Origin of the sequence: Nocardia suismassiliense (assembly GCF_900269665.1) — a bacterium.
GTDB classification, from domain to species: Bacteria; Actinomycetota; Actinomycetes; order Mycobacteriales; family Mycobacteriaceae; genus Nocardia; species Nocardia suismassiliense.
This window is the reverse complement of record NZ_LT985361.1, coordinates 3,824,375-3,841,540: the sequence shown is the minus strand read 5'-3', so window position 1 is coordinate 3,841,540 and position 17,166 is coordinate 3,824,375. Positions and strand designations below refer to the sequence as shown.

The following is a 17,166-nucleotide window of genomic DNA, read 5'->3' as shown; positions in this document are numbered from 1 at the left end:
TTCTGCGTGATCGGTGTGAAATTCAGTGCTGCGCCTGCCAGGACGGCGGTTGCCGAGCAGACCAGGAACCCGCGGCGGGCGCGTCGCCGCCGACCCGCCACCACGACGGCGCGGGATCCGAAATCTCCAGGGGCACAGTCGAAGTCTGGAGCGCGACGAGGACGACGGTCAGCGCCGCGATTTCGGCGTCGTCCGGGCATCCTCGTTCGATACGGAGCGCGAGGTGCTGCGTCATTGCGGCGGATTTCCGTGTTTGCGGCTCGGCAGCGGCGCGTGTTTGGTGCGCAGCATCGCCAGCGCCCTGATGAGCACGATCCTGGTCTGCGACGGATCGATCACGTCGTCCACCAGCCCGCGCTCGGCGGCGTAGTACGGATGCATCAGCTCGGACTTGTACTCCTTGACCAGCCGCGCCCTGGTGGCTTCCGGATTGTCCGAGGCCGCGATCTGCCTGCGGAAGATGACGTTCGCCGCGGCCTCCGCGCCCATCACGGCGATCTCGTTGGTCGGCCAGGCCAGCGCGAGATCGGTGCCGATGGACCGGGAGTCCATGACGATGTAGGCGCCGCCATAAGCCTTGCGCAGCACCAGCGAAACCCTGGGCACGGTGGCATTGCAGTACGCGTAGAGCAGTTTCGCGCCGTGCCGGATGATCCCGCCGTGCTCCTGGTCCACGCCGGGCAGGAAGCCGGGCACGTCGACCAAGGTGACGATGGGGATGTTGAACGCGTCGCAGAACTGGACGAACCGCGCCGCCTTCTCGCTGGCCTGGATGTCCAGCGCGCCGACCATCGCGTTGGGCTGGTTGCCGACCACGCCGACGACCTGCCCGGCCAATCTGGTCAGCGCGCAGACGATGTTCGGCGCCCAGGCCGTATGCACCTCGAAGTACTCGCCGTCGTCGACGATCTGCTCGATGACGTGCCGAATGTCGTAGGGCACCCGGGAATCCGCGGGCACCAGGTCGTTGAGCTGCTCGGTGCGCCGATCCGGCGGGTCGGCGACGGGAGCGCTCGGTGGCAGCTCGCGGTTGTTGGCGGGCAGCAGCGAGAGCAGATAGCGGACGCCCTCGAGGCAGCTCTGCTCGTCGTCGTAGACGAACGTCGCCACCCCGGAATCGGTGCCGTGCACGTCGCTGCCGCCGAGGCCGTCCTGGCTGATCTGCTCGCCGGTAACCGCCTGCACCACATCGGGGCCGGTGATGAACATCTGCGAGATGCCGCGCACCATGAATACGAAATCGGTGAGCGCGGGCGAGTAGGCGGCACCACCCGCACACGGCCCGAGCATCACGCTGATCTGCGGAATGACCCCGGACGCTTGGGTATTGCGCCGGAAGATGCCGCCGTAGCCGGCCAGCGCCGTGACGCCCTCCTGAATGCGCGCGCCCGCACCGTCATTGAGCGAGACCAGCGGTGCGCCCGCCTGGATCGCGAGATCCATCACCTTGTGGATCTTGGCGGCGTGCGCCTCGCCGAGCGCGCCGCCGAAGATCCGGAAGTCGTGCGCGTAGACGAACACCGGGCGGCCGTAGACCGTGCCCCAGCCGGTGATCACACCGTCGGAGAAGGGTTTGCGATCCTCCAGCCCGAAACCGGTGGCGCGATGCCTGCGCAGCGGCTCGATCTCCTGGAACGAACCCGCGTCCAGCAGCAGTTCGACGCGTTCGTGCGCGGTGAGCTTGCCCTTGGCGTGCTGGCGTTCGGTGGCCTTCGGATCGGGCCCCTGGCGGGCCTTGGCCCGGTATTCGTGCAATTCCGCGAGCCGGTCGGCCGCGCCGGTGCCGTGCGGGGTGTCATCGAGGATGGTCACAGTGTCCTCAGCTCCTGACTCCGTCGGTGCGCCCCGTCGGCGTCCCGGAAACCTGGGGGCCGTCGGTGACGCGCGGGAAATAGCCCGCCTGGACGAAGAAATCGACGTACTTCTCGAACAGGTCCTTCGTCACCGACGGGCAAGCGATACCGGTGCCCGCGAGGGCGGACTCCGTTTCGCTGGTATCGAACAGCCGATCGGAATCGTCGTCGCCCGAGGCGATTACCGCGAAAGCGCCGAAGAGCGGCAGCATGGCGTTCGCCCGATCCTGCTTGATCAGTTCGCCCCATTCCGCCCAGGGCAGTTCCGCGAAGGTGTAGCCGATCGAGCGCAGGTAATCGACGCAATCGGCGAAGCTCAGATCGTCCTGGTTGTACAGGTGGAAGTTGCGGTTGGCCGCGTCCGCCTTGGTGGACAGCGCGACGATGGCGGAGCTGACGTAGTCGACCGGCACGAAATGCAGGTGCCCGCCGAGCCGCTCGGGCACCGCGCCGGCCTGCACCAGGCCCTTGAGGCTGAGCCAGACGAAGTCGCTGGTCTGGCAGGCGCCGTTGCGCTGGTCGCCGGAGACCACGTCGACCCGGTACACCGAGACCGGCACGCCACGATCTCTGGCCAAGCCGATGATCTGTTCGGCCGCCCATTTGCTCTGCACGTAGCCGGTCGGCAAGATCTCCCCCGGTCCGGTCGCGTCGTCGGCGCGCTGCGGCCGGTCCCCCGCCGCTTCGGCGGCGAACACACCGGTGGTCGAGACGTAGTGAACGGGGACGGTGCGATGCCTGGCCGCCAGGCGCAGCACCTCGGCGGTACCGAGCACGTTGGCCTGCTTGAGTTCCCGGTACGGGTAGAGCCAGTTGACGGTGGCGCCCGCGTGGTAGACGACGTCGACGGTCCGCGCCAGCTCGTCGAACTCCGTTTCGGTGAGGCCGAATCCGGGTCGCGCGAGATCGCCGACCACGATCGTCAGTCGCTCGGGATCCACCTCGTCCCACACCCGATACCAGCGCAGGCTCTCGCGCAGCCGGATCCGCGCGGCGGCCTCGTCCTCGGCTCGCACCAGGCAGTACACCTGAGCGTCGCCGGCGCGCAGGATGTCGCGCAGCAGGAACGCGCCGACGAATCCCGTTGCGCCGGTGAGTAACACGGCATTCGGCGCAACGGCGACCCGGCTGACGGTCGCCGCGGCGCGGATGTCCTCGTCGAGCACGATCTCGGCGGCGAAGTCCACCACCTCCCTCGACTCGGCGTCGGTCAGCTTCGCCAGCAACGCGGTGCGCAGGAAATCGGCGAGTTCGTTCGGGGTCGGCCGGTCGAAAACGACCGTGCCCGGCAACCGGCAGCCCGTGCCGGTGCTGAGCCGGTTGCGCAGTTCGATGGAGGTCAGCGAGTCGAACCCGAGATCGGTGAACGGCTGATCCGCGCCGATGCCGGAGCCATCGGCATGCCCGAGCACGGCCGCGACTTCGGTGCGCACCAGGTCGAGTACGAGCCGATGGCCGTCGCGCTGGTCCAGTCCGGTCAGGCGGGCGGTCAGCGAGTCGAGACCGCTGTCGGTATTGCCGGCCACCCGCCGGTTCGACAGACGCAGCAGTCTGCGCATCAGTACCGGGGCCTGGCTGGGGCGGGCCCGCAGCAGCGCCAGGTCGAACGGGGTGGCGACGAGTTCGGTGCGGGCGAGAGCGAGCGCGGTGTCGAGCAGCGCGGTGCCCTGGCCGGGCTCGATCGGCCGGAAGCCGCCCCTGGCGATGCGGTCGAGATCAGCTCGGTCGAGATGGCCGGTGATGCCGCCGTCTTGGCGCCACAGACCCCAGGCGACCGAGGTCGCCGGCAGCCCGGCCGCCACGCGGTAGCAGGCCAGTCCGTCGAGGAACGCGTTGGCCGCGGCGTAGTTCGACTGGCCGGGGCCACCGAAAACCGCTGCGGTGGACGAGAACAGGACGAACGCGGTGAGGTCGTGGTCCTTGGTGAGGTCGTGCAGTTGCCAGGCGGCATCGACCTTGGGCCGCAGCACGGCGTCGAGCCGTTCGGGGGTGAGGTCGGTGAGCAGGCCGTCGTCGATGACACCCGCGGTGTGGATCACCCCGGTCAGCGGGTGGTCGGCGGGGATGTCGGCCAACAGCGCGGCCAGTGCGGCGCGGTCGGCGACATCGCAGGCGGCGATGGTCGCCTCCGCACCGAGTTCGCGCAGCTCGGCGCGCAGCTGCTCGGCACCGGGCGCGGCCGGGCCGCGCCTGCTGGTGAGCACGAGCCGGGTGACGCCGTGGGTGCCGGCGAGGTGGCGGGCGAACAGCGCGCCGAGTGAACCGGTGCCGCCGGTGATGAGCACGGTTCCGGTGGTACTCCAACGGTATTCGCCGAGTTCCGGCGGCACGCTCGAGCGGCTGAGCCGGGGCACGAGCACGGCCTCGCCGCGGATCGCCGCCTGGGCTTCGCCGGAGACCACGATGGCGGCGAGCAGTTCCTCGGTCGGTTCGGCCGCGTCCAGATCGATGAGCACGATCCGGTCGGGGGCTTCGGACTGGGCGGACCGCAGCAGACCCCAGGCCGCGGCGGCGCCGGGATCGGTGACCGCTTCGTCGCGGCATTGCAGCGCGCCCCTGGTGGTCACGACGAGCCGGGCGGTGCGGTCCTCGTCGGCCAGCCATTCGCGCACCATCCGCAGGGCCCGCTGGCTGAGATCGTGGGCCGCCTGCGCCGGATCGGCGCCCGCCGGTGCGAACAGGTCGACGCGGACGGCGTCCCCGTCGGGGCCCCAACGCAGCACCGGTGGGCGGGCGGCGGGCAGCATCGGTGTCCAGTCCACCTCGAACAGGGCCTCGGTGGCCACATTCGGGCGGTCCGGGTGCGGCCTGCGGACCACCGCATCGATGTCGAGGACCGGGTGTCCGGTGCGATCCTCGGCGCGCACCGAGAGGGCGGCGCCGTCGGTCAGCCGAACGCGCAGCGCGGTGGCGCCGGTGGCGTGCAGCCGGAGCCCGTGCCATTCGGCGACATACTGCCCCGCGTCCAGTGCGGGGCGCAGCGCGGCGTCGAGCAGGGCGGGATGCAGTGCGAGACGGGCGGTTTCGCTCTGCTCGGGCAACGTCGCCTCGGTCAGCAGGGTGTCACCAGCGCGCCACAGCCCGGCCTCGAGCTGCTCGGCGCCGGCCGGGGGCCAGTCGGCGTCGCCGCCGGATCGGCCGTCGGGGCCGGTGAAGCTGAGCAGGCCGGTGGCGTGTTCGGTCCAGTCGGTGTCGATCTCGTCGACGCGGCTGGCGATGGTGATGGTCCTGCGGTTGGCCGCGTCCGGCGCGCCGACGTGCACCTGGAGTTGCCGTCCACCCTCCTCGGTCAGCTGCAGCGGGATCGGCGTGTACAGGTGATCGATTGCGGTGCAACCGAGTTCGTCACCCGCCCGGATCGCGATCTCCACGAGCGCCGAGGTGCCGTCGGTGAGCCACGGGTGGCTGTATCGGGCGAGGTGCCCGGTGAACAGCATCGCCTCGCTGCCCGCGAGGGACAGTGCCGCGCCGAGCAGTGGGTGGTCGGCCTGGTCGAGGCCGAGTCCGGCGGCGTCGCTGGGCCGCGCCTGTTGACCGAGCCAGAACCGCTTGCGCTGGAACGGATAGGTGGGCAGCTCGACGTGGGCGGCGCCGGGCAGGATGGCGGACCAGTCGAGCGCGACGCCCCTGGTGTGCAGGCCCGCGACGGCGGTCGCGACCGTTTCGGACTCGGATCTGTTCGCGCGCAGCATGTTCAGGAGGGCGCCGGAGTCACGTTCCACGCAGTCGGCGACGAGTGCGGTCAGCACGCCGTCCGGACCGAGTTCGAGATAGTCGGTGACGCCCTCGTTTTCGAGGGTTCGCACGCCGTCGAGGAACCGCACGGCCGCGCGGATGTGCCGGGCCCAGTAGTCCGGCGACCGCAACTGCTCCTCGGTGGCCAGTGTGCCGGTCACGTTGGACACGATCGGAATTTCGGGTGCACTGAACTTCAAAGTTGCGGCTACGGCCTTGAACTCGGCGAGTACCTCGTCCATGTGCGGCGAATGGAACGCGTGACTGACCGTGAGGCGCTTGGTCTTGCGGCCCTTGGCTTTCCAGTCGGCGGCGATGCGCTCGACGGCGTTTTCTTCGCCCGAGATCACCACGGCCTGTGGGCCGTTGATGCCGGCGATCGCCACTTCTGCAGGCAGCGAACCCTGAATCTCGTCCTCGCCGGCCTGGATCGCGACCATCGCGCCACCCTCACGAGCGGACTGCATCAACCGGCCACGAGCCGCCACCAGACGGCACGCATCCTCGAGGCCCAACACCCCGGACAGGTGCGCCGCGGTCACCTCACCGATCGAATGGCCTAAGAGGTAATCCGGTGTGATACCCCAGGATTCGAGCAGCCGGAACAACGCCGTCTCGACCGCGAACAGCGCGGCTTGCGCGTACGCCGTCTGATCCAGCAATGCCGAGTCCGCCGAACCCTCTGGCGCGAAAAGCACATCCTTCAACGGAAGTTCGAGCTCAGCGTCGAGATGCGCGCATACCGCATCCAGAGCAGCAGCGAATACCGGCGCGCAACCGTAGAGTTCACGACCCATCCCGAGGCGCTGGGCACCCTGACCGGTCAGCAACACCGCCAACCGGCCGCGCGCCCGGTTGCTCGCCGGTGCGCCCTCCTCGGCCAGGTTCTCCAGGCCGCCAACGAAATCGGCGCGCTCGGTTCCGACAACCACCGCGCTGTAGTCCAGCACTGCGCGCCCGGTCGCAAGCGAGAGTGCCACGTCAGCCGGTGCGAAGTCGGCCGCGTTCCGCGCATAGTCGAGCAGCTGATTCGCCTTGGCCCGCAAGCCATCCGCGGTCTTCGCGGACAGTACCCACGGCACCGAAGGCAGCGCGACACCCGCACTGGTTTCGACCGCCGCCTCGGGCGCCTGCTCGAGGATGACGTGCGCGTTGGTGCCGCTGATCCCGAAGCCGGACACCCCGGCCCGGCGCGGCCGGTCGGCCACCGGCCAGTCCTGCGGCTGGGTCAGCAGTTCGACGGCGCCGGTGGACCAGTCGATATGCGGCGACGGTTCGTCCACGTGCAACGTGCGCGGCAGCCGGCCGTGCCGCATCGCCTGGACCATCTTGATCACGCCGCCGACCCCGGCGGCCGGTCCGCTGTGCCCGATGTTGGACTTCATCGAACCGAGCCACAGTGGCTGGTCCCGCTCCTGTCCGTAGGTGGCGAGCAGCGCGCCCGCCTCGATCGGATCGCCGAGCCTGGTGCCGGTGCCGTGGGCCTCGACCACATCTACGTCGCACGGTCGCAGACCGGAGTCGGCGAGCGCGTCGCGGATCACCCGCTCCTGCGCGGGACCGTTCGGCGCGGTCAGCCCGTTCGACGCACCGTCCTGGTTGACCGCGCTGCCGCGCACCACGGCCAGCACCCGGTGGCCGTTGCGGCGCGCGTCGGAAAGCCGTTCCAGCAATACCATTCCGGCGCCCTCGGACCAGGATGTCCCGTCCGCGGCGGCGGCGAACGACTTGCAGCGGCCGTCCGCGGCGAGGCCGCCCTGTTTGGCGAAGTCGACGAGACCGCCCGCGTCGCCGTTGATGATCGCCCCGCCGGCCAGGGCGAGCGTGGACTCGCCGGAACGCAGTGAGCGCAGCGCGAGGTGCATCGCCACCAGCGAGGACGAGCACGCGGTGTCCAGCGAGATCGCCGGCCCCTCCAGGCCGAAGGTGTAGGCGATGCGCCCGGACGCGATGCTGCCGAGCTTGCTGGTCATCAGATAGCCTTCGAGCTCCTCCGGCGCGGCCAGTCCGAGGTAGCTCTCCTCCAGCACGCCGACGAAGACGCCGGTCTTGCTGCCGCGCAACGAGTTCGCGTCGATCCCGGCGTGCTCGAACAGTTCCCAGGAGATCTCCAGCAGCACCCGGTGCTGCGGGTCCATTGCCACCGCCTCGCGCGGCGAGATGCCGAAGAAGGCGGCGTCGAACTCGGTGGCGTCGGCGAGGAAGCCGCCCTCGGTGATCGCACACTTCTTGCGCAGCCGCTCGATGTCCCAGCCGCGATCGCCGGGCGGTTCGGCGATGGCGTCGACCCCGTCGTCCCCCAGCCGCCACAGCTGCTCCGGATTGTCGGCCCCGCCGGGATAACGACAGGCCATGCCGACGATGGCGACGGGTTCGGTCTCACTCGCCTCCAGTTCGGCGAGGCGCGCCCGGGTCTCCCGCAGGTCCGCCGTCACCCACTTGAGGTATTCGACCAGCTTCTCTTCGTTGGACTCGTTGGGCATCGGATCGATATCTCCTTAGCAATGACCGGGCCGCGCGCTGTGGTTCAGCTGGCGGAGCGGCCGAGTTCGGTGTCGATCAGGTGGAAGATCTCGTCCACCGAGGCCGATTGGATCTCCGTGGTCGCGTCCGCGTGCTCGCTGTCGCGCTCGGGCCGGCCCACCCTGGCGAGCAGGGTGCGCAGCCTGCGCTGGACCGCGGCCTGACCGTCGCCCTCGTTCGCCACCGTGGCCAGCAACGCGTCGATCCGGTCGAGCTCGACCAGCACTCGGCCGAATCCGCTCTGGTTGGCCGGATTCGCCAGTGCGAGTAGGTGTTCGGTGAGCGCGTCGGGGGTCGGGTGGTCGAAGACCAGGGTGGTGGCCAGGGTCAGCCCGGTCCCGGCGTTCAGCCGGTTACGCAGCTCGACCGCGGCCATGGAGTCGAAGCCGAGCTCCTGGAACTCGCGGTGGTCGCCGATGGCCCCCGGATCCGGATGGCCGAGCACCGTCGCGACCTCGGCGCGCACCAGGTCGAGCACGAGCCGGCGCGCGGCCGCCCCGCTCAGCCCGGTGAGCCGCTGGGCCAGCGGTTCCGCCGCGGCCACCGAGGTGTGTGCCGTCCGGCGCGTCGTCCGGGTCGGCTGCGCGTCCGACGCGGCGTCGTCGCCGCGCTGGAAGCGGTCGGCCGGAATGTCCAGGTAGGTCAGGGAATCGACGGTGAGGATCGGCTCGCCCTGCTCATCGGCCAGCGCCAGCCCGATGGTGTGCGCGTCGATGTCGGCGATCCGGCTGTGTACCGAGGTCGCGCCGGCCGCGTGCAGCCTTACCCCGCGCCAGACCGCAGGCACCCGAATGGTCTGCTCGCCCACCGTGATCGGCCGCGCGGCGAGCGCGAGGTCGAGCAGTGCGGGATGCAACCGGTAGCGGGCCGCGTCGGCGTGTAGTTCCTCGGCCAGCCGTGCCGCTGCGGGTGTGCCGTCGATCCGCTCGACGGCGACCTCGCGGTTGCTGAGCCTGCCGTCGGCGCATTCCAGCCAGGCGGTGTCGCCGTCCGGTCGCGCGTGCACGGTCAATGCCCGTTCGCCCGCCGGATCCTGTTCGCCGATCCGGATCTGGAACCGCAGCGCGCCCGCCTCGGGCAGCAGCAGCGGTGCCCGCATAGTGAGCTGTTCCAGTGTGGTGCAACCGAGTTCGTCGCCCGCCCGGACCGCCAGTTCGACGAGCACGGTGCTGGACAGCACGGTGGTGCCGTGGATGATGTGTTCGGCGAGCCACGGGTGTTCGGCGAGCGAGATCCGGCCGCTGCACACCACCTCGTCGCGACCGGCGAGGGCGACCGCGGTGGACAGCATCGGGTGGTCGAGCCCGGGCCCGGCGGGGTCGGCGGCCCCGCCGGTGTTCTCCAGCCAGTAGCGCCTGCGCTGGAATGCGTAGCGCGGCAGCTCGACTCGGGTTGCGCCGGGCAGTACCGCGGCCCAGTCCACGGCCCAGCCCCTGGCGTGCAGGGAACCGAGGGCCAGGGCGACGGTCTCGTTCTCCGGCTTGACCCCGCGGAGCATCGACGTCAGCAGGCCTGGGCCGGTGCCGGGCAGGCAGTCGGTGATCAGTGCGGTCAGGACCGGGTCGGGGCCGAGTTCGACGTAATCGGTGACGCCTTCGGCGGCGAGGGTGCGCACGCCGTCGAGGAAACGCACCGCCGCCCGAATGTGCCGGGACCAGTAGGCGGGCGAACGCAATTCGTCCCCGGTCGCCAGCGTTCCGGTGATATTCGAGACGATCGGGATGCGCGGCGCGTGGAAGCGCATCGTCTCGGCGACCGCCGCGAACTCGGCTAGCACGTCGTCCATGTGCGGCGAATGGAACGCGTGGCTGACCGAGAGCCGTTTCGTCTTGCGGCCCTTGCCTTTCCACGCGGCGGCGAGCCGCTCGACAGCGTCCTCGTCACCGGAGATCACCACGGCGCGAGGGCCGTTGATGCCCGCGATGGCCACGCCGGCTGGCAGCGAATCCCGGATCTCGGCTTCACCGGCCTGGATCGCGATCATCGCGCCACCCTCGCGGGCGGACTGCATCAAGCGGCCACGGGCCGCAACGAGACGGCAGGCGTCGGGTAGCTCGAGCACACCCGCCAGATGGGCCGCGGTCACCTCGCCGATCGAATGGCCGAGCAGATAATCCGGTGTGATACCCCAGGATTCGAGCAACCGGAACAACGCGGTCTCGACCGCGAACAAAGCCGCCTGCGCGTACGCCGTCTGATCCAGCAGTGCCGAGTCCGCCGAGCCTTCCGGCGCGAACAGCACCTCCTGCAGCGGCCGCTCGAGCTCATTGTCCAGGTGAACGCACACCGCGTTCAGCGCAGCCGCGAAGACCGGGGACGATCCATACAGCTCACGCCCCATACCGAGGCGCTGGGCACCCTGACCGGTCAGGAGCACGGCGAGCCTGCCTGCGCGGCCGTCCCGCTCGGTGCCGGTGACGGTGGCGAGCCGGGCGATCAGCTCGTCCCGGTCGGCGCCGACGACCACCGCGCTGTGCGGCAGCACGGTCCGGCCGGTGGCCAGCGACCACGCCACATCCGCGGGCGCGAGCTCGGGCCGCTCGCTCAGGTACGCGCCGAGCTGCTGAGCCTGATCCTGAAGAGCCGCAGCGGTTTTGGCGGACAGCACCCAGGGAACCACCTGATCGGACCGACCGGTCGCGGCGACAGCCGGCTCGGCGGGCGCCTGCTCGAGGATGACGTGGGCGTTGGTGCCGCTGATCCCGAAGCCGGACACGCCGGCCCGGCGCGGTGCACCGGTCTCCGGCCAGTCCTTCGGCTCGGTCAGCAGTTCGACCGCGCCGGACTCCCAATCCACATGCGGCGACGGCGCGTCCACGTGCAAGGTGCGCGGCAGTTTGCCCCGGCGCATCGCCTCGACCATCTTGATCACGCCCGCGACCCCGGCGGCCAGCTGAGTATGTCCGATATTGGATTTGAGCGAGCCGAGCAGCAGTGGCCGATCCCGGTCCTGGCCGTAGGTGGCGAGCAGCGCGCCCGCCTCGATCGGATCGCCGAGCTGGGTGCCGGTGCCATGCGCCTCGACGGCATCCACCTCGGCGGGTTTCAGCCCCGCGTCGGCGAGCGCCCGGCGGATCACCCGCTCCTGGGACGGACCGTTCGGCGCGGTGAGCCCGTTGGACGCGCCATCGGAGTTCACCGCTGAGCCGCGCAGCAAGGCGAGCACCTGGTGACCGTTGCGCCGGGCATCGGAGAGCCGCTCCAGCAACAGCATGCCGACACCCTCGGACCAGGCCGTGCCGTCGGCGGCCGCGGCGAAGGCCTTGACCCGGCCGTCCGGGGCGAGCACCCGCTGCCGAGAGAACCCGACGAAGGACAGCGGGGTGGCCAATACCGTTGCGCCACCGGCGAAGGCGAGATCGCATTCACCCTGCCGCAACGCGTTCGCGGCGAGGTGCATGGTCACCAGGGACGACGAGCACGCGGTGTCGAGTGCGACCGTCGGTCCCTCGAAGCCGAAGGTGTAGGCGAGGCGGCCGGCCGCGACGCTGGTGGACACGCCCGTGGTGAGGTAGCCCTCGATGCCGTCCGGCGTGGTCGGCACCATGCCGGGTCCGTAACCGAGGTACATCAGGCCGGTGTAGATGCCGGTCCGGCTGCCGCGCAGGGTGGCGGGCAGGATGCCCGCGTGTTCCATTGCCTCCCATGTGGTTTCCAGCAGCAGCCGCTGCTGCGGGTCGGCGGCGAGTGCCTCGCGCGGCGCCATGCCGAAGAAGTCCGGGTCGAATCCGGCGACGTCGTCGAGGAATCCGCCGTGCCGGACGTAGGACTTGCCTGCCTTGTCCGGATCGGGGTCGAACAGACCGTCCAGCGCCCAGCCGCGGTCAGCAGGGAACTCGGAGATCGCGTCGACGCCGTCGTCGAGCAGGCGCCACAGATCCTCGGCCGAGTTGACGCCGCCGGGGAATCGGCACGCCATGCCGACGATGGCGATCGGCTCGTCGGCATGAGTGCCGGTGCGAGCATCCGTTCGGGTCGCGCCCGCGGCCGCGCCGAGCCGCTCGCCGAGGTAGCGGGCAAGCACTTCGGCCGAGGGATAGTCGAAGACCACGGTGCTGGTCAGTCGCAGCCCGGTCGCCGCGCTCAGGCGGTTGCGCAGCTCGACCGCGGTCAGCGAGTCGAAGCCCAGGTCGCCGAAGGCGCGGTCGGCCGCGATCTGGGCGGGGTCGGTGTGGCCGAGCACCGCGGCGACGTGCACGCAGACCAGGTCGAGCAGGGTGCGCCCGCGTTCGTCGGCGGACTGGCCGAGCAGCCGCCGGGCCAGCGGGGAAGTCGCGGTGGTCGTCGCGGCCCTGGCGCGGGTGCGCACCAGACCGCGCAGCAGGGCGGGCACGCCGTCGGGCCGGGACCGCAGCGCAGCACGGTCGAGCCGCACCGGGACGACGGTAGGCAGGTCACCGGCGAGGGCGGCGTCGAAGAGGGCGATGCCCTCGGCGGCGGAGAACGCCGGAAAGCCTTGGCGCCGTAGGCGTTGCAGCTCGGCGTCGTTGAGCAGGCCGCTGAGTCCGGCATCGATGTCCCACAGGCCGAACGCGATTGCGGTCGCGGTCCGGCCCTCGGCGCGGCGGTGCTCGGCCAGCGCGTCCAGGAAGACGTTGGCGGCGGCGTAACCCGCCTGGCCCGCGGACAGCAGCAGTCCGCCGGCCGAGGAGATCAGCACGAACGCCGTCAGGTCGAGGTCGCGGGTGAGCTCGTGCAGGTGCCAGGCCGCGTCGGCCTTGGGCGCGAGGGCGCGGTCCAGCCGATCTTCGGTCAGCGCGGTGACGAGTCCGTGGTCGGGTACGCCCGCGGCGTGCACGACGGCGGTCAGCGGGTGTTCGTCCGAAATAGATTGCAGCAGTTCGGCAACGGCGGCCCGGTCCGCGACATCGCAGGCGGTGACGGTGATCTCGGCACCCAGCTCGGTCAGTTCGGTGCGCAGCTGTTCGGCGCCGGGTGCGTCGAGGCCGCGCCGTGAGGTCAGGACCAGCCTGCGGGCTCCGTGCGCGGTGACCAGGTGCCTGGCCAGCAGCGCGCCGAGACCGCCGGTGCCGCCGGTGATCAGGGTGGTGCCCGTCCCCCAGTCGGCTGTCGCGGGCTCGGCGGGTGCCTCGACCGTGTGCAGCCGGGGTACCAGCAGTGCCCCGTCGCGTACGGCGAGTTCGGGTTCGCCCGCGGCGGCCATGGCGGCGACGACGGAGTCCAGGTCGGTGCCGTCCACGTCGGCCAGCACGATCCGGTCGGTGCTCTCGGCTTGGGCGGCCCGCACCAGGCCCCAGGACGGCGCCTGAGTGAGGTCGACTGGATCGCCGTCGGTGGTGGCCATGGCGTTTCGGGTCACCACGATCAGGGTCGAGTCCGCGAAGCGGTCCCCGGACTGCCAGGCGCCGAGCACGTCGAGCACCCTGGCCGCGGTGGCGCGGACCCGCTCGGGCACGGTGCCGTCTGCGGTGGTCCCGCAGTCCAGTACGACGACTTCCGGTGCCGGTTCGGCTTCGGTGCACTGCTCCCACGACGTCCAGGACACGGCGCGGGGCTTGGCGACCGTGCGCGGCCGCCAGCCGATGCGGAACAGCGAATCCCCTTGGCTCTCGGTGTGTTCGGTGTCTTCGGTCGGCAGCGGGTGACCGGTGAGCGCGGCGACGGACAGCACGGGCAGTCCCGTGTCGTCGGCGGCGACCAGGGCGAGGGTATCCGGGGTGGACAGGGTGAGGCGCAGCCGGAGCGCGGTGGCGCCGATGGCGTACGACTCGACCGAGGACCAGTCGGCGGGGACCAGTTCCCGCCGGCCGTCGAGATTCAGTGCCGCGCGCAGGATCGGGTCGAGCAGGGTGGGGTGTACCCCGAATCGGTCGGCGTCGGTCACACCGTCCGGCAGGGCCACTTCGGCGTAGAATTCGTCGCCGCGGCGCCAGGCCGCGCGGGTGCCGTCCACCTCGATCGGCTCGGCGTCGCTCGGTGGCCAGTCGGTCAGGTCGACGGGGGCGGCGGATGTCGACGCGGTGAGAACACCCTCGGCGTGCCGGGTCCAGGCCTGGTCGTCGCGGCGGGAGCGGATCACGACGGAGCGGTGTCCCGCGTCGTCTGCCTCGCCGAGCCGGATCTGCAGATCGACGACGGCGTCGTCCGGAATCGCCAGCGGCGTCGGGGTTTCCAGCCGGTCGATAGTGCCGCAGCCGACTTCCTCGCCCGCGCGCAGCGCGAGTTCGACGAGCACGGCGGTGCCGTCGGCGAGCCAGGAACGGCCCGCGGCGGAGATGCGCCCGGTGAACAGTAGTTCGCCGGTGCCTGCCACCGGGACGACGGCGCCGAGCAGCGGGTGGTCGGTGGTGCGCAGCCCGAGTCCGCGGGCGTCGGTGGTCCGCGCGGTGCCGCCCAGCCAGTAGCGCTGGCGCTGAAAGGCGTAGGTGGGCAGGTCGACCCGGGTGGCGCCGGGCAGGATCGCGGACCAGTCCACGGCCCTGCCCCTGGCGTGCAGGGAGCCGAGAACCTGTGCCATGGTGTCGGATTCGGGCCTGCCCGCACGCAGCGCGGGCAGTGCCAGCCCGGCCTCGCGGGTCACGCAGCCCGCGACGAGCGCGGTCAGGACCCCGTCCGGACCGAGTTCGAGATAGTCGGTGACGCCCTCGTTTTCGAGGGTTCGCACGCCGTCGAGGAACCGCACGGCCGCGCGGATGTGCCGGGCCCAGTACTCCGGCGAACTCAGCTGTGCAGCGGTCGCCAGCGTGCCGGTCACGTTCGACACGATCGCAATCCGTGGGGCGGCGAACGTCATCGTCGCGGCTACCGCCGTGAACTCGGCGAGTACCTCGTCCATGTGCGGCGAGTGGAACGCGTGGCTGACCGTGAGGCGCTTGGTCTTGCGGCCCTTGGCTTTCCAGTCGGCGGCTATCCGCTCCACCGCCCGGTCGTCACCCGAGATCACCACCGAGTCGGGGCCGTTCACTCCGGCGATGGCGACTTGGTCGGCGAAACTCGCGAGCGCGGCTTCGATTTCGGCCTCGCCGGCCTGGATCGCGACCATCGCGCCACCCTCGCGGGCGGACTGCATCAACCGGCCACGAGCCGCCACCAGACGGCACGCATCCGCCAGATCCAAAACCCCGGACAGGTGCGCCGCGGTGACCTCGCCGATCGAATGACCGAGCAGGTAATCCGGTGTCACACCCCAGGATTCGAGCAACCGGAACAACGCCGTCTCGACCGCGAACAACCCCGCCTGCGCATACGCCGTCTGATCCAACAATGCCGAATGCGCCGAACCCTCCGGCGCGAACAACACCTCCTTCAACGGAAGTTCGAGCTCACCGTCGAAATGCGCACACACCGCGTCCAAAGCAGCAGCAAACACCGGTGCGCAACCATAGAGTTCACGCCCCATACCGAGACGCTGGGCACCCTGACCGGTCAACAACACCGCCAACCGGCCCGCCCGGGACCGATCGACGCGGCTCGCGTTCGCCAAGCCCGCCAACAGCCCATCCCGGTCCGTACCGACAACGACCGCGCTGTGCTCCAAGACGCTCCGGCCGGTCGCGAGCGTCCACGCCACATCCGCGGGCGCGAGCTCGGGCCGCTCCGCCAGCTGACGACCGAGCCGCTCGAGCTGCTCGGCCAGCGCGGCCTCATCCCGTGCGGAGACCACCAACGGCACCACCGCGGGCTCGACCGAGGCGGCCGGCTCCGCCTGCTCGGGCGCCTCTTCCAGAATGACGTGCGCATTGGTACCGCTGATGCCGAATGCGGAGATACCCGCCCGCCGGGGCCGAACCCCGGCCGGCCACGGCCGCGCCTCGGTGAGCAGCTCGACCGCGCCCGGCGCCCAATCCACGTGGGAGGTCGGCTTATCGACGTGCAACGTACGCGGCATCCGGCCATGGCGCATGGCCTGGACCATCTTGATGACGCTGCCCACGCCCGCCGCGGCCTGGGTGTGCCCGATGTTCGATTTGAGCGAACCCAGCCACAGCGGGTCCGTGCGGTCCTTGCCGTAGGCCCCGAGCAGCGCCCGCGCCTCGATCGGATCGCCGAGCCGGGTGCCGGTGCCGTGCGCCTCGACGATGTCCACCTCGGATGGTTGCAGGCCGGCCGAGGCCAGCGCGTCCCGGATCACTCGCTCCTGCGCGGGACCGTTCGGCGCGGTCAGCCCGTTGGACGCGCCGTCGGCGTTCACCGCCGACCCGCGCAGCACGGCGAGGATGCGATGCCCGTTGCGCTCGGCATCCGAAAGCCGCTCCAGCAGCAGCATTCCCGCGCCCTCGGACCAGGAGGTGCCGTCGGCCGCGTCGGCGAAGGCCTTGACCCGGCCGTCCGCGGCGAGTCCGCGCTGCCGGGAGAACTCGACGAAGGTCAGCGGGGTGGCCATCACGCTCGCGCCACCGGCGAACGCGAGATCGCATTCGCCGCGCCGCAGGGCCGCGGCGGCGAGGTGCATGGTCACCAGCGACGACGAGCACGCGGTGTCGAGCGCGACCGTCGGCCCCTCGAAGCCGAAGGTATAGGCGATCCGGCCCGCCGCGACGCTGCTGGACAGGCCGCTGGTGAGATAGCCCTCGACCTCGTCCGGGATGTCGTGCAGCACCCCGGTGCCGTAGCCGAGGTACATCAGTCCGGCGAACACCCCGGTCCGGCTGCCGCGCAGCGTCGCGGGCAGCACGCCCGCGTCTTCCATTGCCTCCCAGGTGGTTTCCAGCAGCAGCCGCTGCTGCGGGTCCGCGGTCAACGCTTCGCGCGGTGACATGCCGAAGAACGCCGGATCGAAATCCGTTGCGCTATCGAGAAAACCGCCGTGCCGGACGTAGGACTTGCCGGTGTGGTCCGGATCCGCGTCGAAGAGATCGTCCAGGTCCCACTCCCGGTCGGCGGGGAACTCGGAGATCGCGTCGACGCCGTCGTCGACCACCCGCCACAGGTCCGCGGCGGAGGCGACCCCGCCGGGGAACCGGCACGCCATGCCGACGATCGCGATCGGTTCACGTTCCTTCGCTGTCACTTCGTGCAGCCGCTTGCGCGCCTCCCGTGCGTCCGCGATCGCCCGCCTCAGGTACTCCCGAAGTTCCTTCTCGTCAGCCACGAG

At 70.8% G+C, this 17,166-nt stretch carries 4 protein-coding genes; all 4 read right to left on the bottom strand.

Translation table 11 applies throughout. The features are described 5' to 3' along the window. Positions 1 to 22: 22 nt before the first annotated feature. Genes DBO33_RS17275 through DBO33_RS42830 form a run of 4 tightly spaced genes read right to left on the bottom strand, consistent with a single transcriptional unit; the run spans position 23 to position 17,163 of the window. Complete coding sequence (locus DBO33_RS17275; protein WP_107655956.1) at positions 23 to 235, bottom strand: acyl-CoA carboxylase subunit epsilon; 213 nt, start codon at positions 233 to 235, stop codon at positions 23 to 25. Then, a complete protein-coding gene (locus tag DBO33_RS17270; RefSeq protein ID WP_107655955.1) occupies positions 232 to 1,812 on the bottom strand; it encodes an acyl-CoA carboxylase subunit beta in 1,581 nt (526 codons plus the stop codon). Before DBO33_RS17270 ends, DBO33_RS17275 begins: the two co-directional genes overlap by 4 nt. A gap of 7 nt (positions 1,813 to 1,819) precedes the next feature. Continuing rightward, positions 1,820 to 8,071 (bottom strand): type I polyketide synthase, encoded by a 6,252-nt coding sequence (locus DBO33_RS17265; RefSeq protein ID WP_107655954.1) that lies wholly within the window; start codon positions 8,069 to 8,071, stop codon positions 1,820 to 1,822. A gap of 44 nt (positions 8,072 to 8,115) precedes the next feature. Next, entirely contained in the window at positions 8,116 to 17,163 is a 9,048-nt protein-coding gene (locus tag DBO33_RS42830) for a type I polyketide synthase (protein WP_159080325.1), read from the bottom strand. Positions 17,164 to 17,166: the final 3 nt, after the last annotated feature.